The organism is Streptomyces thermospinosisporus (genome assembly GCF_039526425.1).
In the GTDB taxonomy this organism is placed as follows: Bacteria; Actinomycetota; Actinomycetes; order Streptomycetales; family Streptomycetaceae; genus Streptomyces; species Streptomyces thermocarboxydovorans.
In genome coordinates this window covers 40948-58718 of the sequence record NZ_BAAAIZ010000116.1, presented here as the reverse complement: position 1 = coordinate 58718, position 17771 = coordinate 40948, and the positions used below count along the sequence as shown (strand labels likewise).

Annotated in this window: 18 protein-coding genes and 1 riboswitch; of the genes, 6 read left to right on the top strand and 12 right to left on the bottom strand. The window is 69.9% G+C overall.

The genetic code is table 11. The features are described from left to right. Positions 1–190: LAETG motif-containing sortase-dependent surface protein (locus tag ABD207_RS29345; protein ID WP_344016269.1), on the top strand; the 190-nt coding region annotated here is incomplete at its 5' end. 98 nt (positions 191–288) lie between these two features. On the opposite strand, the gene ABD207_RS29340 is transcribed toward ABD207_RS29345, so the two are convergent. The 4 genes from ABD207_RS29340 to rlmN form a co-directional block, all read right to left on the bottom strand. Next, positions 289–1347 (bottom strand): ABC transporter ATP-binding protein, encoded by a 1059-nt coding sequence (locus tag ABD207_RS29340; RefSeq protein ID WP_344016268.1) that lies wholly within the window; start codon positions 1345–1347, stop codon positions 289–291. After that, positions 1348–3009 carry an ABC transporter permease gene (locus ABD207_RS29335; protein WP_344016267.1) on the bottom strand — a complete coding sequence of 554 codons (1662 nt, stop codon included), beginning with the start codon at positions 3007–3009 and terminating at the stop codon, positions 1348–1350. Positions 3010–3023: 14 nt separating this feature from the next. Further along, positions 3024–4148 carry a thiamine ABC transporter substrate-binding protein gene (locus tag ABD207_RS29330; RefSeq protein WP_344016266.1) on the bottom strand — a complete coding sequence of 375 codons (1125 nt, stop codon included), beginning with the start codon at positions 4146–4148 and terminating at the stop codon, positions 3024–3026. A 78-nt stretch (positions 4149–4226) separates the two neighbouring features. Next, a riboswitch (TPP riboswitch) is annotated at positions 4227–4332 on the bottom strand. Positions 4333–4392: 60 nt separating this feature from the next. Then, positions 4393–5499: a dual-specificity RNA methyltransferase RlmN gene (gene rlmN / locus ABD207_RS29325; RefSeq protein WP_344016265.1), complete on the bottom strand. Its 1107-nt coding sequence runs from the start codon at positions 5497–5499 to the stop codon at positions 4393–4395. A gap of 773 nt (positions 5500–6272) precedes the next feature. Here rlmN and ABD207_RS29320 point away from each other — a divergent pair. The 4 genes from ABD207_RS29320 (at position 6273) to ABD207_RS29305 (ending at position 9335) form a co-directional block, all read left to right on the top strand. Further along, the gene (locus ABD207_RS29320; RefSeq protein WP_344016264.1) at positions 6273–6773 is read left to right on the top strand and encodes a hypothetical protein; all 501 of its coding nucleotides are present in this window, start codon (positions 6273–6275) and stop codon (positions 6771–6773) included. Between the two features lie 410 nt (positions 6774–7183). Beyond that, positions 7184–8221, top strand: a complete 1038-nt coding sequence (locus tag ABD207_RS29315) for a hypothetical protein (protein ID WP_344016263.1) — start codon at positions 7184–7186, stop codon at positions 8219–8221. Between the two features lie 83 nt (positions 8222–8304). Further along, entirely contained in the window at positions 8305–8931 is a 627-nt protein-coding gene (locus tag ABD207_RS29310) for a TetR/AcrR family transcriptional regulator (RefSeq protein WP_344016261.1), read from the top strand. After that, complete coding sequence (locus tag ABD207_RS29305; protein WP_344016260.1) at positions 8928–9335, top strand: DUF6069 family protein; 408 nt, start codon at positions 8928–8930, stop codon at positions 9333–9335. Before ABD207_RS29310 ends, ABD207_RS29305 begins: the two co-directional genes overlap by 4 nt. A 142-nt stretch (positions 9336–9477) precedes the next feature. On the opposite strand, the gene ABD207_RS29300 is transcribed toward ABD207_RS29305, so the two are convergent. The 5 genes from ABD207_RS29300 to rpsB form a co-directional block, all read right to left on the bottom strand. Beyond that, positions 9478–10608 (bottom strand): phosphatidate cytidylyltransferase, encoded by a 1131-nt coding sequence (locus ABD207_RS29300; RefSeq protein WP_344016259.1) that lies wholly within the window; start codon positions 10606–10608, stop codon positions 9478–9480. Then, on the bottom strand, positions 10608–11165 hold the full coding sequence (gene frr, locus ABD207_RS29295) for a ribosome recycling factor (RefSeq protein WP_167997729.1): 558 nt from the start codon (positions 11163–11165) through the stop codon (positions 10608–10610). The genes ABD207_RS29300 and frr overlap by 1 nt, the downstream gene beginning before the upstream one ends. A gap of 129 nt (positions 11166–11294) precedes the next feature. Continuing rightward, a complete protein-coding gene (gene pyrH, locus ABD207_RS29290; protein ID WP_167997730.1) occupies positions 11295–12053 on the bottom strand; it encodes a UMP kinase in 759 nt (252 codons plus the stop codon). A 187-nt stretch (positions 12054–12240) separates the two neighbouring features. Further along, entirely contained in the window at positions 12241–13077 is an 837-nt protein-coding gene (tsf, locus tag ABD207_RS29285) for a translation elongation factor Ts (protein WP_344016258.1), read from the bottom strand. A gap of 188 nt (positions 13078–13265) precedes the next feature. After that, entirely contained in the window at positions 13266–14135 is an 870-nt protein-coding gene (gene rpsB / locus ABD207_RS29280; protein ID WP_344002913.1) for a 30S ribosomal protein S2, read from the bottom strand. Between the two features lie 432 nt (positions 14136–14567). On the opposite strand from rpsB, the gene ABD207_RS29275 reads away from it, so the two are divergent. Further along, the gene (locus ABD207_RS29275; protein WP_425580865.1) at positions 14568–15242 is read left to right on the top strand and encodes a M23 family metallopeptidase; all 675 of its coding nucleotides are present in this window, start codon (positions 14568–14570) and stop codon (positions 15240–15242) included. 52 nt (positions 15243–15294) lie between these two features. Here the strand turns inward: ABD207_RS29275 and ABD207_RS29270 are convergent, their stop codons facing one another. The 3 genes from ABD207_RS29270 to ABD207_RS29260 all read right to left on the bottom strand — a co-directional run. Beyond that, a complete protein-coding gene (locus ABD207_RS29270) occupies positions 15295–15852 on the bottom strand; it encodes a TetR/AcrR family transcriptional regulator (protein ID WP_344016304.1) in 558 nt (185 codons plus the stop codon). A 140-nt stretch (positions 15853–15992) separates the two neighbouring features. Then, positions 15993–16835 carry an RNA polymerase sigma factor WhiG gene (gene whiG / locus ABD207_RS29265; RefSeq protein WP_344002908.1) on the bottom strand — a complete coding sequence of 281 codons (843 nt, stop codon included), beginning with the start codon at positions 16833–16835 and terminating at the stop codon, positions 15993–15995. A 272-nt stretch (positions 16836–17107) separates the two neighbouring features. Next, positions 17108–17771: DNA-processing protein DprA (locus tag ABD207_RS29260; RefSeq protein WP_344016255.1), on the bottom strand; the 664-nt coding region annotated here is incomplete at its 5' end.

Sequence of the window (17771 nt, the reverse complement as noted above, 5' to 3'; positions counted from 1 at the left end):
GAGCTCCGCGCCCGCGGACACGGCGGACAACGTGCCGTCGCCCGCGGTCGGTGAGTCCAACCTCGCCGAGACCGGCGCCAACTCCAACACCGGCCTGATCGCCGGTATCGCGGGCGCGCTGGTCCTGGTCGGCGGGGGCGCGGTCTTCTTCGGCATGCGCCGCAAGGGTGCGGGCAGCGGCGACCGCTGATTCGCACGGCTCAGAGGTTCTTGAGCAGGAGAGGTTCTTGAGCAGTTGAGGTGGCCCGTCCCCGGCCGGGGGCGGGCCACCGGCGTGCCCGACGGCATTCAGTCCCGTCGCACCGGGGCCGGCGTTCGGTCCAGGACGACGACCTCCGCCGCGTCGAACTCGACCCCCACCTCGTCGCCGACCTCGGGTGCCGTGCGCAGGGGGCAGGCGGCCTCCAGGCGCGGGGCGTTCTCGGGCTGGAGGTGGACGGCGACATGGGTGCCGCGGAAAGTACGGGCGGCGACCGTGCAGCGCAGCCCCGAGTCGGCGGCGACCAGGCGGACCCCGGCGGGCCTGACCAGCAGAGTGCGGGCACCTGACGGGGCGTCGGCGGGCACCGGGACCTTGCCCCAGGGCGTCACGGCGACCTCCTCGCCGACCGTCGCCTCGACGACGTTCTCGAATCCGAGGAAGCGGGCCACGAACGCGTCCGCCGGCCGCTGCCACACCTGAAGCGGCGTTCCGGACTGGGCGATCCGCCCGTCCCGCATCACCACCACCCGGTCGGCCAGCGCGAACGCCTCGCCCTGGTCGTGGGTGACCGCGAGCACCGTGGTGCCCAGCCGGCCGAACAGCTCGCGCAGTTCGACGACCAGGCGTTCCCTGAGCGAGCGGTCGAGCTGCCCCAGCGGCTCGTCGAGCATCAGCAGCCGCGGGCTGGGCGCGAGCGCCCGCGCCAGCGCCACCCGCTGCTGCTCACCGCCGGACAGCGCGGCAACCGCCCGTCCACCGGCGCCCGGCAGGCCGACGAGCTCCAGCAGCTCCGCCACCCGGTCCGCCTGTTCGCGGCGCGCGGCGCCGCGCATCCGCAGCCCGAAGGCGACATTGCCGGCCACGTCCCGCTGCGGGAACAGCTGATGATCCTGGAACATCAGCCCGACCCCGCGCTTGTGCGCGGGCACCGCCGACTGGTCGCGGCCGTCGAGCAGGACCCGCCCGGAGTCGAGGGGCTGCAGCCCGGCCACCGCCCGCAGCAGCGTGGACTTGCCGCTGCCGCTGGGCCCGAGGACGCAGACGATCTCGTGCTCGGCCACCGACAGATCCACGGAGTCCAGCGCCGTCCGCCCGCCGAAGCGTACGGTGGCGGCCTGAAGGCTCAGCAGGCTGTCCGCGGGCATCTAGAACTCCCCAGTCCGGTCGGTCCGCAGCCGCTCCAGCGCGAGCAGCGCCACCGCGCACACGATCATCAGTACCGTCGACAGGGCCATCGCCTGGCCGTAGTTGAGCTGCCCGGGCCGACCCAGCAGGCGCGCCACCGCCACCGGCAGCGTCGGGTTGTCGGGCCGGGCGATGAACACCGTCGCCCCGAACTCCCCCAGCGACACCGCGAAGGCGAACCCGGCGGCGATCAGCAGCGCCCGCCGCACCATCGGCAGGTCCACCTCCCGCCAGGCCCGCCACGGCGAGGCCCCGAGCACCGCGGCCGCCTCCCGCAGCCGTACGTCCACGGCCCGCAGCACCGGCAGCATGGTCCGTACCACGAACGGGACGCCCACCAGGGCCTGCGCCAGCGGCACCAGGATCCAGGAGGCCCGCAGATCCAGCGGCGGTTCGTCGAGCGCGATCAGGAAGCCGAAGCCGACGGTCACCGCGGACACCCCGAGCGGCAGCATCAGCAGCGCGTCGAAGCCGCGCACCAGCCGTCCCGCGTCCCTGCGGGTAAGCGCGACGGCGGCGAGACCGCCGACCACCACGGCGATGGCGGTCGCGGCGAAGGCGTACTGCAGCGAGTTGCCGACCGCCTCGATCGGCGCGACCAGGAACACTCCCCCGTCCTCACGGGTCAGCGCCCGGTAGTAGTCCAGGCCCGCCCCGCCGAAGGACCGTTCCACCAGCACCGCGAGCGGTGCCACCAGCAGCACGGCGACGGTGGCGACGACCGCACCGAGCAGCGTCCACTGCCCGGCGCCGCGCGGCCGGCGCGCGGTCACCGAGGCGTCCACCAGCCTGAGCGCACTCTCGCGCCGGCGCACGGTCCAGGCGTGCAGGGCGAGGATCACGCCGACGGCGACGAACTGGATCATCGTCAGCACGGCGGCCGTGGACAGGTCGAAGATCTCGGAGGTCTGCCGGTAGATCTCCACCTCCAGGGTGGAGAACGCGGGACCGCCGAGGATCTGCACCACCCCGAAGGAGGTGAAGGTGAACAGGAAGACCATCAGCGCCGCGGCGGCCACGGCGGGCGCCAGCGCCGGCAGGGTCACCCGGCGCCAGGCCGTGGCGGGCGAGGCGCCGAGCATCCGCGCGGCCTCCTCCTGCCGGGGGTCGAGCTGCGCCCAGAGCCCGCCCACGGTCCGCACCACCACGGCGTAGTTGAAGAAGACATGGGCGAGGAGGATCGCCCACACGGTGGTGTCCAGCCGTAGGCCCCACCACTCGTGCAGCAGCCCGCCGCGTCCGACCAGCGCCATGAACGCCGAGCCGACGACGACGGTCGGCAGCACGAACGGCACGGTGACCACGGCCCCCAGCAGCTGCTTGCCGGGGAAGTCGTAGCGGGCGAAGACATAGGCACCGGGCAGCGCGATCAGCAGCGTCAGGGCGGTCGACACCAGCGCCTGCCAGGTGGTGAACCACAGCACCTGCCGCACGTCCGGCTGCGCCAGCACCTCGGCGAACCGGCCGAGGTGCCAGCTCCCGTCCGTCTTCAGGCCGCGGGCGACGATCGCGGCGACGGGGTAGGCGAAGAAGACGGCGAAGAACGCGACGGGCACGGCCAGCAGGGCCAGCCGCGCCGCCACCCCCTTCGCCCGCCCCGCCGTCGACGGGGCGGGCGGCAAGGCTGTGCGCCGGTCTACTTCAGTACGAGCGAGGTCCACGACTTGACCCACTGGTCACGGTTCGCGGCGATCTTCGCCGGGTCCATGGTCTCCGGATCCTCGGCCTGCGGCCCGTACTGCGCGAACACCTTCGGCACCTGGGCGTCCTCGCGCACCGGGTAGACGAACATGTTGAGCGGCATGTCCTCCTGGAACCGCTTGCTCAGCAGGAAGTCGAGCAGCGCCTTGCCGCCCTCGGGGTTCCTGGCGTTGTTCAGCAGCCCGGCGTACTCGACCTGGCGGAAGCAGGTGCCCTCGGCGACACCGGTCGGCGCGGTCTTCGGCTTGGACTTGGCGTAGACGACCTCGGCGGGCGGGGAGGAGGCGTAGGACACCACCAGCGGCCGGTCGGCCCCGGCCTCCTTGCCGCCGGCGGAACCGGAGAACTCCTCGTAGTAGGCCTGCTCCCAGCCGTCGACCACCTTCACGCCGTTGGCCTTGAGCTTCTTCCAGTAGTCCTGCCAGCCTCCCCCACGCTCGGCCTCGCTCGCGCGGGAGGTGCCCCCATCGCCGTACTTCGCGGCGGTGCCGAGCAGGAAGCCCAGGCCCGGCGAGGAGGTCGAGGCGTTCTCCGTGACCAGCAGGTTCTTGTACTCCGGCTTGATCAGATCATCGAACGTCTCCGGCGGGGTCAGCTTCTTCTTCTCGAACCACTGCTTGTCGTAGTTGACGCAGATGTCGCCGGTGTCGACGGGCGTGACCCGGTGCTTGTCCTGGTCGGCCCGGTACTCGGGCCGTATCGCATCGGAGCCCTTGGCCTTGTACGGCTGGAACAGCCCGTTGTCGAGGGCGCGGGACAGCAGGGTGTTGTCGACGCCGAAGAAGACGTCGCCCTGCGGATTGCCCTTCGTCAGGATCGCCTTGTTCACCGCCTGCCCGGCTTCGCCGTCCTTGAGGACCTTCAGCTGGTAGCCGGACTGCTTCTCGAAGGCGGCGACGACGTCCTTGGACACGGCCCACGAGTCGTGGCTGACCAGGGTCACGGTCCTGGACCCGCCGGAGCCGGACCCCTGGTCGTCCCCTCCGGACGAGCCGCAGGCGGACAAGGTGATCAAGCCGAGCCCGGCGACCAGAACCGTGGCCTTCTTGGTGATGCTCACTGAATTCCTCCTGGAGGGACCAGGAAGAGACGCGGCCCTGCCCGGGACACCGGTGGCGTCCCGGGCAGGGTGCAACAGCTTGAGTGGTGACCGATCTCCCTACCCAGAATGACCTGGGCCAGGTTCGGAGGGTCTGCGGCCGGTGCCGCACTCTCAGCGCTGTGGCGCTCCCCTGTCGGATGTTTCTTACGTATGACGTTACGCAGGATATGAAGTTGTCGTGCCTGTGCTGACGCGAGTCACATTACCTCTCGCTCGCGGCGAGCTGACCACACGCCCCGTCGATCTCCTGGCCACGGGTGTCCCGGATCGTCACCGGCACACCGTGCGCGGCGATCGCCTCCACGAAGGCCTTCTCGTCCTCCGGCCGGGAGGCGGTCCACTGGGAGCCCGGGGTCGGGTTCAGCGGAATGAGGTTCACGTGCACCGGCTTGCCCTTGAGCAGCCGGCCGAGCCGGTCACCCCGCCACGCCTGATCATTGATGTCCCGGATCAGCGCGTACTCGATGGACAGCCGCCGCCCGGACTTGGCGCTGTACTCGAACCCCGCGTCGAGCACCTCGCGCACCTTCCAGCGCGTGTTCACCGGGACCAGGGTGTCGCGCAGCTCGTCGTCCGGGGCGTGCAGCGAGATGGCGAGGCGGCACTTGAAGCCCTCGTCGGCGAACCGGTGGATGGCCGGCACCAGCCCCACCGTCGACACGGTGATCCCGCGCTGCGACAGCCCGAGCCCGTCCGGCTCCGGGTCGGTGAGCCGGCGGATGGCGCCGACGACCCGCTTGTAATTGGCGAGCGGCTCACCCATCCCCATGAACACGATGTTGCTGAGCCGCGCGGGCCCGCCCGGGACCTCGCCGTCCCTCAGCGCCCGCATCCCGTCGACGATCTGGTGCACGATCTCGGCCGTCGACAGGTTCCGGTCAAGGCCCGCCTGCCCCGTGGCGCAGAACGGGCAGTTCATACCGCACCCGGCCTGTGAGCTGATGCACATGGTCACCCGGTCCGGGTACCGCATCAGCACGGACTCCACGAGCGTCCCGTCGAACAGCTTCCACAGCGTCTTGCGGGTGGCGCCCTGGTCCGTCGACAGATGCCGCACCACGGTCATCAGCTCCGGCAGCAGCGCCTCGCGCAGCGGCTCACGGGACGCGGCCGGGATGTCCGTCCACTGCTCCGGATCGTGCGCGTAGCGCGCGAAGTAGTGCTTCGACAGCTGCTTGGCACGGAACGGCTTCTCACCGACCGCGACAACCGCCTCCTTGCGCTCGGCGGGCGTGAGATCGGCAAGATGCCGCGGCGGCAGCTTCGCTCCGCGCGGCGCGACAAAGGTGAGTTCTCCGGGCTTAGGCATGGCTGTACCAGTGTCGCAGATCCAGATGGGTGACCTGCGGGTGTCGGCTGCCGCACCTGTCGGTGGCGGTCGTCACCTGTCGTTCCGGAGCGAAACCGCTCGACTTTGGGTTTCCAAGTCGGCAAGTCATGGGCACTCGACGACCCGGTCGCCAAGGTCTCCGGATCACAGACCCCGTCGAGCTGCCGGACCAGCATCCGGAGCGCGCTGGGCGACGGCCCCTGGCTCGACGCCTACGGCGGACGGAATCTGGCAGTGGGGGACGAGTTCTGCACGGAATTCGACGAACGACCAGGTGGTCCATTTCCGGGTCACGGACGTGTCCGGCACCCCGGCCCGCGAGATCACCTGGTCCGTCTCTGCGTGGCGCACTCCGGACGAGCCGGGGGAGAAGGAGTCCTCCGACGGCGCGGTCAACAGGGACCTGCCTCTGACGCTCAGCGAGGAGGCATCCGAGGCGAAGGACTGCGCCATCGGGTTCGCCAGCGTCCTCTCGTCGTCGCCGTTGGTCAAGTACGTCAAGGGCTCGATGGCGGACGGGGACATCCTCTACTTCCCGGACTGCCTGGCATCGCATCTGACTCCGTCCGGTGCTTTCACTCGCGGCTCTTTGGCCTCCCACGCCGCCCGCGGTCAACGGGACCCAAGGCCACCAACTCGGATTCCTGAAGTTTGCTTTCTGCATCGCCCTCCACCGACCCACTCGCCCCTTGACAGGAAAGCTGACCGCCAGAGAATGGCCTACAGGGTGCAGGGAGGGGGGCAGGGGGATCATGGACGCGATTGTCGGGGCGGCGTCAAGCCTGATCGGCGTATTCGTGGGCGCCTATCTCTCTCGCTTACTGGCAGATAGACAGCGTCGCCTCACAACGACTTTTGATCTTCACCGCGAGCTGCATAGTGCGGATATGATCAGGGCCCGCTATGCTGCCGCGGGAATCATTGCTGAACACCCGGGGGCCGACTATGTGCAGCTTCAAGAGCAGCTGGGGAGCGAGGGGATATCCGACCTGCGGCAGGTCATCTACTTCTTTCAGCGTCTATGGATCGCGATCGAGCATAATGCTCTGCGGAACGAATATGTGCCCAGGCTGTTCGGGGACACTTTCTCTTGGTGGTACGAAGCCACGTTTCATGCCAACTTGGTGAGCACCGAGACCGAGGTGGGTCAAGACATTCAGGCTTTGCACAGGTGGCTGAGCGACAACGCCACTCCTGCGCAGACCGCCACTTGGCGAGGCGCCGATAGAGATGTATGGCGGCCATCGCGGTGACCGGGGTCCCTTTCCACGCTGCCGGCGCGAGCGGTGTGGACCGAGTGACAGCGGCCCCGCCGCACGAGGACTGCTGCAATCAGGAGTGCGCCTGCCAGGGCGGCACCCTCACCCTTGTCTGCCCTGGCCTTCGGGCGACCCATACGCGGTTGCTACGTCCCAACGACCGAGACCCGCAGGAATGCCGTCTCCTCGGCAAGCCGAAGCCGGTCGTGATCTGCGGCCGAGCACATGTCCGGCGGTGCCGCCAGCACGTGCGCGTTGGCGACACAGGATGAGCGATCGTTCGTCATTCACATTCCTCCCGGCAGACAATCCACTGATCGACGTGCACACGCGTTCCTGCGCGGGGAAAATTGAGTGATGGCGGATGCGCGGTCCCCGGAATTCTGCCGGCAGGGAGGTCACTCATGATGCCCATGGAGGAGCCTCGCTGGCTGGTCACCACCGTGGTGCGCGGAGAATGGACCCTAGCCACCGCCAAGGCCGCTGCGACGAAAAGAGGGTGCCGCTTTGAAGGCGACAAGGCGGTAAAGGGGCCGGCTCACTTACGGCACATCTACGAAGGGCTCGTACAGAACGTGGCGGCGATCAAGAAGCTCGCCGCGGAATGGGAGAAGAAGGGGCATCTCTGGCGGGCGCGGAGGTCGACGGAGTACGCGGATGTGGCGATCAGCAATCTGCACGCGTCAGATGCCCATCTCATACAACTCCTGCCGTCCAGACTGCTGAAGGGCGAGGTTCCCAGAGTCCTCAGCATCGTGCGGGACTATTTGCCACCCGATGACGAGCGGCGCCGGAGGCTGGAGGAGAAGTTCTCCGGAAGGACGAAGGTCCGATGCCTGACCGGCACGGACCGGACCCAGATTTCCTCGGCACTTCGCGGCGCTTATGTGGCGAATGGATATGAGCGGGGAAGAGTCAGGACGTTCTACAGCATTCTTCTGCGCACTTCCCTGGCTCTGCTGGCCATAGCCCTGGTGCTGGCCGTTCTGAACATGGCCGTCGGACCGACAATGCTGACGTGCTTCGACGCGGCCGGGACTCGCCCGGTATGCCCGCTGGGTGCGGACGAGAACAGGTACGACGTTCTCCTCATCGAATTCGTGGGCGGCAGCGCGGCGATGATCGGGGCTGTGCAGGCGATCTCCAGAATGCAGCGGGTCGAGGACCCGTACGCCCTGCACGTCGCCCAGGCCCTCATCAAAGTGTCCCTGGGGACTCTTACGGCCGTTTTCGGGCTCCTGCTGATTTACACCCTTCCCAGGGTCATCATCACGGACTCGTGGAACATCCTCGCGGCCGCGACGGTGTTCGGATACGGACAGGAACTCTTCACGCACTTCGTCGACAAGAAAGCCGATGCGCTCCGCAGGGCCGCCCTCCCCCGAGCGGCCACACAGCTCCCCGGCGAAGGATCCGATCCGCCCCGCCGCGGGCAGACCTGACGGGTCTGACTCAGCGCACCCCGCCCGCTGGAGTGAGTACTCACTCATTGACGGAGTGAGCACTCACTCCGTGTTCTCGGGACATGAGCGCATCCAAGGAGCAACAGAGCACACGACGCCGCCGCGCGCCCGCCATGTCGCCGGAGCAGCGGCGCGAGATGATCATCCGGACCGCGATCCCGCTGATCGCCGAGTACGGCGCCGCGGTGACCACCGCGAAGATCGCCCGAGCCGCGGGCATCGGAGAGGGCACGATCTTCCGGGTCTTCGCCGACAAGGACGAGCTGCTGCAGGCCTGCGTGGCCAAGGCGCTCTCCCCCGACGACGCGATCCGTGAGCTCGACGCGATCGACCCGGCTCTGCCCCTGACGGAGCGGCTCGCGGAGGCCGCCGAGGCGCTGCAAGCGCACATGTCTCGCATGGGCGCGATCATCGGTTCGCTGGGCCATCACGGCGGCAAGCATCCGGGCACGGTGCGCGGTGCGGGCCGCGAGGAGTCGACGGCTCGCATCCGGGCGGCCCTGGTGGAGCTGCTGGAGCCCGACCGGGCGGCCCTGCGCCGGCCGCCGGAGCAGATCGCGGCCCTGTTCTTCGGTCTGCTCTTCATCCAGCCGCGCACGGAGGACAAGCCCGATCTGACCACGCAAGAGCTGGTGGAGGTCTTCCTGCACGGGGCTCTGGCCGCCGACGACAGGGGAGGCACCGGGTGAGCGTGCGGAAGAGGCGCCTCGGGGTCACCGCTCTGGCCGTCCTGGCCCCCGTTCTGGTGTGGGTGATCGCGGATCCGCTGGTGGGGCAGACGCTGCGGATCACGGACAGCGAGGAGACGCTCGACGTCGGGGCTGTGCCGGTGGCGTTCGTCGCGCTGGTCGCGTCGCTCCTGGGGTGGGGTCTGCTGGCTCTCCTGGAGCGGTTCGTGGCTCAGCGCGCCCGCACCATATGGACCGTGGTGGCAGGCGCCGTACTGCTCTTGTCCTTCCTGCCGTTGACCGGCGGTGGCATGGACGGCGGCACCCGGTTCTCGCTGGCGGTCATGCACCTGGCGGTGGCCGCGGTGCTGATGACGGGGCTCGTCGGCGGGTCTTCGGCCTCGGGGGCCGAGCCGCCCGGGTAGCGGTTGGCGCGGATACGTGCGAGCGAGGGCCCGGACAGCAGACGAGCGAGGCCCCCGACAGCAGACAGCAGTGAGCCCCCGCCCTGATTCGATTCGGGCGGGGGCTCTGATTCGATTCGGGCGGGGGCCCGACCGTGCGGCGTCAGCTGCCCACGAAGACCACCAGCAGGAGCCAGACCACCGGGGCCGTCGGCAGGAGGGAGTCGAGGCGATCCATGATGCCGCCGTGGCCGGGCAGGAGGGTGCCCATGTCCTTGATGCCGAGGTCCCGTTTGATCATGGACTCGCCGAGGTCGCCCAGGGTGGCGCTGGCGGCGACCGCGAGGCCCAGCAGCAGGCCCTGCCACCAGGTGCCGTCGTCGATCAGGAACTGCATGCACAGCGCGCCCACGACCATCGCGAAGGCGACCGCGCCCAGCAGGCCCTCGCGGGTCTTGCCGGGGCTGATCCGCGGGGCGAGCTTGTGCTTGCCGAAGCGCCAGCCGACCGCGTAGGCGCCGGTGTCGCTGACCACGGTGAGCAGCAGGAAGGTCAGTACCCGCCAGGGGCCGTCGTCCGCGGTGAGCATCATGGCGACGAACGTGGCGAGGAACGGCACGTAGAACGCGGCGAACACGCCCGCGGTGACGTCCTTGAGATAGCCCTCCGGCGGCTGCGTCATCCGCCAGACCAGCACGGCCAGCGCGGTGAGCGCCATGGCGGTCCAGGCGCCCTCGGCGCCCCGGACGTATCCGGAGATCACCATGGCGGCACCGCCGAGGGCGAGGGGCACCAGCGGCGCCTTGACGCCCTTGCGCTCCTCCAGCCGCTTGGTCAGCTCCCACAGGCCCACCACCACGGCCACCGCGATGACACCGACGAAGACGGCCTTCACCACGAACAGCGACGCGACGATCACGGCGCCGAGACCGACGCCGACCCCTATCGCCGCGCCCAGGTCGCGCCCGGCGCTCTTCTTCTGCGGCTGGGGCGCCGGCTGCGGGGCGTCGGACATGGGCTCCGGATTCTGCGGCACCTCCCCGGTGCGGGAGCGCGCCTGCGTCGTCTCGTCTCGGAACAGGGGGCCGCTCAGCCGAGTGGCCCCCAACTCCGCATCCTGGTCTCCGCCGTGCACGGGCACGTCGGTCACGAAGGGCTGGGGGCGGGTCTGCTGCGCGTTGTGCGCATCGTACGCGGGGCCCGCCGGGAGAGCCCCCTGTGCGGGCCCCTGGTCGGTCGGCCCCCAGTACCCGGACCCGGTCTGCGGCGGCGTCCCCCAGGAAGAGTCGTTCATCAGACCTCGAGCAGCTCTGCTTCCTTGTGCTTCAGGAGCTCGTCCACCTGGGCGACGTACTTGTGGGTGGTGTCGTCCAGCTCCTTCTCCGCACGGCGGCCCTCGTCCTCGCCGATCTCGCCGTCCTTGACCATCTTGTCGATGGCGTCCTTGGCCTTGCGGCGCACCGAGCGGATGGACACCTTGGCGTCCTCGCCCTTGGCCTTGGCGACCTTGATGTACTCGCGGCGGCGCTCCTCGGTCAGCTCGGGGAACACCACCCGGATGATGTTGCCGTCGTTGCTCGGGTTGACGCCGAGGTCCGAGTCGCGGATCGCCTGCTCGATGTTGCGCAGCGCGCTCTTGTCGAAGGGCGTCACCACGGCCATGCGCGGCTCGGGCACGGAGAACGAGGCCAGCTGGTTGATCGGCGTCGGTGCACCGTAGTAGTCGGCCACGATCTTGTTGAACATCGCCGGGTGCGCACGACCGGTGCGGATCGCGGCGAAGTCCTCCTTGGCGACCACGACGGCCTTCTCCATCTTCTCCTCGGCCTCGAGGAGGGTCTCTTCGATCACCACTTGCTCCTGCGTGTCTTGAGTAGGCCCGGCTGCGGTTCCGTTGTCTCGGCGGCGGCCGGCTGCGTCGCGTCTTCTTTGTGCACGGTTCCCGACCGGCGGGCCATTGTCCACCCCCGGTCGGGGTGATCAGCCGCGGCTGACCTGGTCACCCACCAGCGTGCCGATCTTCTCACCCTTGACCGCGCGCGCGATATTGCCCTCCGCGAGCAGTTCGAAGACGACGATCGGGAGATTGTTGTCGCGGCACAGGGTGACCGCCGTGGCGTCGGCGACCTTCAGGTCGCGCGTGATGACCTCCCCGTAGCCGAGGTGGTCGAACTTGACCGCGTCGGGGTTGGTCTTCGGGTCGGAGTCGTACACCCCGTCCACGCCGTTCTTGCCCATGAGCAGCGCCTCGGCGTCGATCTCCAGGGCGCGCTGGGCGGCGGTGGTGTCGGTGGAGAAGTACGGCATGCCCATACCGGCGCCGAAGATGACCACGCGGCCCTTCTCCAGGTGGCGGACGGCGCGCAGCGGGATGTAGGGCTCGGCGACCTGGCCCATGGTGATCGCGGTCTGCACCCGGCAGTCCACGCCCTCCTTCTCCAGGAAGTCCTGGAGGGCGAGGCAGTTCATCACGGTGCCGAGCATGCCCATGTAGTCGGAGCGGGCGCGGTCCATGCCGCGCACCTGCAGTTCGGCGCCGCGGAAGAAGTTCCCGCCGCCGATGACGATCGCGATCTGTGCGCCGTCCCGGACTACGGCAGCGATCTCGCGTGCGATGGCGTGCACCACGTCGGGGTCGACGCCCAGTCCCCCGCCACCGGAGAACGCCTCTCCGGACAGCTTCAGCAGAAACCGGCCGCGTACTTTGCCGTCGTCGCTCTTCTCAGCCTTGGTGGTCATGGTCGGATTCCGCCTCTTTCACGTGTTGCACATACAAGGAGGCCATTGCCGGTCAGGGTTTCGTATCCCGTGCGGCAATGGCCTCCTCGTCAGATCTGCTGTCGTCCCGCACGCGCAGGTGCGTGACGCCGTGTCCGGACGACTGCTGTCGACCCTATCGGGGCCGAGCGTCCGTCGCGGTACGGACTCAGATGCCGACCTTGATGCGCGTGAAGCGCTTCAGGGTGACACCGGCCTCGTCCAGAACCTTCTGGACGGACTTCTTGTTGTCCAGCGCGTAGGGCTGGCCGAGCAGCGTCGCGTCCTTGAAGAAGCCGTTGAGGCGACCCTCGACGATCTTCGGCACGGCGGCCTCGGGCTTGCCCTCGGCGCGGGTGGTCTCCTCGGCGATGCGGCGCTCGGCCTCGACGACCTCGGCCGGCACGTCCTCCTTGGAGAGGTACTTCGGCGCGAACGCGGCGATGTGCTGGGCGATGCCCTTGGCGACCTCGGCGTTCGGCTTGTCGAACTCGACGAGTACACCGATCTGCGGCGGCAGGTCGGGCATGGTGCGGTGCATGTACGCGGTGACGTAACCGTCGGAGAACTGCGCGAAGCGGTCCAGGACGATCTTCTCGCCCAGGTTGGCGTTGGCCTCGTCCACGAACGCCTGGACGGTCTTGCCGGGCTCGATCTCGGAGGCGAGCAGGGCCTCGATGTCCGCCGGGGAGGTCTTCGCCACGTGCTCGGCGATGGCGTTGGCCACGGCCAGGAACTTCTCGCCCTTGGCGACGAAGTCCGTCTCGCACTTCAGCTCGACGAGGACGCCGGAGGAGTTGTCGTCGGCGATGATCGAGACCACGGCGCCGTTCTCGGCGGAGCGGCCCTCGCGCTTGGCGACGCCCTTCTGGCCCTTGATGCGGAGCGCCTCGACGGCCTTCTCGATGTTGCCCTCGGCCTCGTCCAGCGCCTTCTTGCAGTCCATCATGCCGGCGCCGGTGAGCTCCCGGAGCTTCTTGACGTCGGCGGCGGTGTAGTTCGCCATGAGTCTGTGAGTCTTTCTCGAAGTCTGGAGGTTCGAAGGCCTGCGGCGGTGGGCGCTGCGCTGCGGTATGCAGTTCTGCGTTCGCGCCGCCGGCCTACGGGTGGACGGCGGGAGCGGACTTCACCGCGCCCGGGGGCGCTGTGTGTCGGTTCCGGCTCCCGCCGTCATCGCTGACGCTGACGGGAAGGTCAGGCCTTGTCGCCCTCGGCGGCCGGGGCGGCGGGGGCCTCGGCCGGCTTCTCGGCCTCGGCGGGGGCGTCGCCGGCCGGGGCGGCCTCGGCCTTCTTCTTCTCGCCCTCGAGCAGGTCGCGCTCCCACTCGGCGAGCGGCTCGCCCGCGGCCTTCTCGCCCTTGCCCTCGGCGGCACCGCTGCGGGCGATGAGGCCCTCGGCGACGGCGTCGGCGATCACGCGGGTGAGCAGGGTGACGGAGCGGATCGCGTCGTCGTTGCCCGGGATCTTGTAGTCGACCTCGTCGGGGTCGCAGTTGGTGTCGAGGATGGCGACGACCGGGATGTTCAGCTTCCGGGCCTCGCCGACCGCGATGTGCTCCTTCTTGGTGTCCACGATCCAGACGGCGCTGGGCACCTTCTGCATCTCGCGGATACCGCCGAGAGTCTTCTCCAGCTTGGCCTTCTCGCGGGAGAGGACCAGCAGCTCCTTCTTGGTGAGGCCGGAGGCGGCCACGTCCTCGAAGTCGATCTGCTCGAGCTCCTTCAGGCGCTGCAGGCGCTTGTAGACGGTCGAGAAGTTGGTGAGCATGCCGCCCAGCCAGCGCTGGTTGACGTAGGGCATGCCGACGCGGGTGGCCTGCTCGGCGATGGCCTCCTGCGCCTGCTTCTTCGTGCCCACGAACATGATCGTGCCGCCGTGGGCGACGGTCTCCTTGACGAACTCGTAGGCACGGTCGATGTACGACAGCGACTGGAGCAGGTCGATGATGTAGATGCCGTTGCGCTCCGTGAAGATGAAGCGCTTCATCTTCGGGTTCCAACGACGGGTCTGGTGACCGAAGTGGACGCCGCTCTCCAGCAGCTCCCGCATCGTGACGACGGCCATGGCCGTTTCTCCTTGAATTTCTCGGTTGTGCCGCGGGGGCCGGACGGCTCCCGCGCCTGACGCCCGCAACGCGCCGTGCCACAAGGGACCGAGGGGCGCTGACACCTGGAGACGGCCGTGACCGGACCGGATGTCGGGGCGTGCGAAGTCGACCCGGTGGCCCGGGTCGCCACCAGAAGTGTACGGGACCCGCGGGGCCCCGGGTGACGCCGTTGTCCACAAGCCGCCGCCTGTCCACAGGTCCCGGCCATGATCGGGCATTCCGGCGACGCTTGCGGCATGCGAATGAGGCGATGTGCGAGAGCGGTGATCCGGTCGGCCGTGCTGACGGCCCTGACCTGCGTGCTGCTGCTGTCCCCTCCCCCGGCCCGGCTGCTCGCGGCGGGGGCGGGGGACGTGGCGGGGGTGGCGGGGGTGTCGGCCTCGCCGGAGATGCCGGACGCGGAGGATGCACCGGGCCCGCGGGAAGCCCCGGACGAGGCGGAGGCAGCGGACACGGCTCAGGCGCCGGACGAGTCGGAGGCAGCGGACACGGCCAAGGCGCCGGACGACGCGGAGGCACCGGACTCGGCGGAGGCACCGAATACGGCTGAGGTACCGGACTCGGCGAGATCGGGCGACACGGCGGAGACGGACGTTCCGGCGGTCGGCCGGGCGTGGCCGGTGGGGGTACGCCCTCCGGTGCTGCGCGGCTGGGAACCTCCGGCGACGCCCTACGGCCGGGGTCATCGCGGCGTCGACCTGGCCGCGCCCGCGGGGACACCGGTCCGGGCGGTCGCGGCGGGCCGGGTGTTCTTCGCGGGCCGGGTGGCTGGAAAGGGCGTGCTCTCGGTGGAGCTGCCCGGCACGGGCGATCCCCCGCTGCGGACGACCTACGAGCCGGTCCGGGCGTCGGTGCGCAAGGGCGACGAGGTGACCGCGGGCGAGGTGATCGGCGTGGTGGAGCAGGGCGGCTCCCACTGCACCGCCCCCTGCCTCCACTGGGGCCTGCGCAGAGCCGGCACCTACCTGAACCCGCTCGCCCTGCTGCCGCCGTGGCTGCTCCACCGGGGACCGTCGAGACTGCTGCCGGTTCTGGGGGTGCCGCTGCCGGGCGATCCGGCATGAGCCGACGTGGATGCGTGAGGAAGGCCGGCGTGAGCCGGGGGCGGGCCGGCGCTCAGCGCCGGACGCCCCGGAGGGCCATGGAGACCGCGGCCTCGGTGATGGTCTCGGGGTCCTCCGCCGCGCCGAGCTCGATGCGGCGGACCGCCGCGTCGACGATGCCCTGGAGGAGCATGGCCGCCAGGCGGGGCTGGTCGTGGTTCAGTTCGGCGAGGGCGTCGACGATCATCGCGATCAGGCCGCCGTGGGCCGCGCGGATCTTCTCGCGGGCGCCCGCGTCCAGCTCGCCGGCGGAGATGGCGACGACGGCGCGGTGCCTGCGGTCCCCGACCAGGGCGAGCTGGGTGCGGACATACGCCTCGATCTTGGCCTCGGGGGCGTCCACCGCGGCCATCGCCGCCTCGACCTCGGCGGCCCAGACCGGGAAGTCGACCGCGCACAGCTCCTCGACGACCGCTGCCCGCGACCGGAAGTACTCGTAGACCGAGGAGCGCGCGAGGCCCGTGCGCTCGGCGAGGGCCGGGAAGGTCAGCGCCTCCGTACCGCCCTCGGACAGCAGGGAGCGTGCCGCGTCCAGCAGGGCGGCACGCTGCATCGACCGGTGCTCGGCCACGGAGGCCGCTCGAATCCTTGGCACGTCAACCACTGTACGGACGCGCTCCGCACGGCGGGAGTCACTCGGGCGGAACCCGCAAGTCGCCTCCGCGCCCGGCCTGCGCGGGACGTGTCCGGAGCGCTCGGCGGGGCGCCCGGTCAGCGGCCGAAGCTCGCCAGCTTGGCCCGCAGCTGGAGCACGGACTTGGTGTGGATCTGGCTGACCCGGCTCTCGGTCACACCCAGCACATTGCCGATCTCGGCGAGGGTGAGCCCTTCGTAGTAGTACAGGGTCACCACGGTCTTCTCCCGCTCGGGGAGCGTGTTGATGGCCCGCGCCAGGAAGCGCCGCAGCTCCCGGTCCTCGGCCACCTCCACCGGGTTGTCCGCGGCGGTGTCCTCGAGGGTGTCCATCAGGCTGAGCCGGTCGCCGCTCTCCCCGCCGGCGTGCAGCAGCTCCTCCAGGGCGACGACGTTGGCGAGCGACAACTGGCTGAAAACGGCGTGCAGTTCGTCCACGGCGATGCCCAGCTCGCGGGCGACCTCACTCTCCGTGGGGGTGCGTCTGAGCCGTGCCTCCAGGGTGGCGTAGGCCCGCTCCACGTTGCGGGCCTTCTGCCGCACCGAGCGCGGGATCCAGTCCAGCGCCCGCAGCTCGTCGATCATCGCGCCCCGGATCCGGGTGATCGCGTAGGTCTCGAACTTGATCTCCCGGTCCACGTCGAACTTCTCGATCGCGTCGATCAGCCCGAACACCCCGGAGGAGACGAAGTCCGCCTGGTCCACATTGGGCGGCAGGCCCACGCTGACGCGGCCGGCGACATACTTCACCAGCGGCGAGTAGTGCAGGATCAGCTGCTCGCGCAGCCGCTCGTCCCCCGTCTCCTTGTACGACCGCCACAGTTCGTCGAGCGTCGAGGGGGCGGGCGGCCGCACGCTGCCACCGTCACGGGCGGCTGGGGGGAGCGCCGCCCGGTCGGACCCGGAGGTGTGCTGGGGCATTCGTCGCCTTGAGCCGTTCTGCTGCGGAGTGCTGCTGCCTGGGTGAGCTGTCTGTCTGATGTCGAGTTGCCTGTTCGCGTCGGGATCCTCGTGAGCGTAGCGTGACTGCGGCGTCGCGGTGCGCGAACAACGGGGGCGGAGGCGTGCGCAGATACGTTCCGAGGGCCGTCCCGCCGGGGCACATCCGTTGCTCTGCGTGATCACCCTGATGTCCCAACTGGCTTATTTTCCCAGGCGTGTCGCGGTTCCCCCGGACGGCCGAACACGCTCCGTCAACGCGCGCGGGGATCGGCCCGGATCGAGATCTTCGCCTGGCGTGTCAACTTCCAGCCGTCGTCGTGTCGTTCGACGTAACCAAGTGCTCGTAGTTCGTACAGCCTCGCGACGGCGTCGTCCTGGCTGGTCTGGGCGCCGCGGGCGATGTCGGCGACGGAGGCCGGGGCGCGGGCCGGCAGGGCGGCGAGCACCTGGCGGGTGGCGGCCGGGAGCAGGTCGCGGGGCAGCACGGGGCCGTGCCGCTCGGGGGCGAGTTCGCCGATGCCGCCGACCAGCTCGACGATCTCGGCGGCGTCGGTGACCAGCACGGCGTCCTGTCTGAGCAGCTCGTGCACTCCGGCGGACAGGGCGCTGGTGGCCGGTCCCGGTACTCCCATCGTGTGACGCGCGAGGCGCTGTGCTGCCCGGGCGGTGACCAGGGCTCCGCTGCGGTGGGCCGCCTCGACGACGACGGTGCCGCGGGTGAGGGCGGCGATCACGCGGTTGCGGAGGATGAACCGGCCGGCGGTCGGATGGTCCCCGGGCGGCAGTTCGCCGACGACGAGTCCCTGGCCGGCGATCCGGTCGATCAGGGCGGTGTGTCCGCGCGGGTAGGGCCGGTCGATGCCGCAGGCGAGGACGGCGACGGTGGCGCCGTTCGCGCCGAGGGCGCCGCGGTGG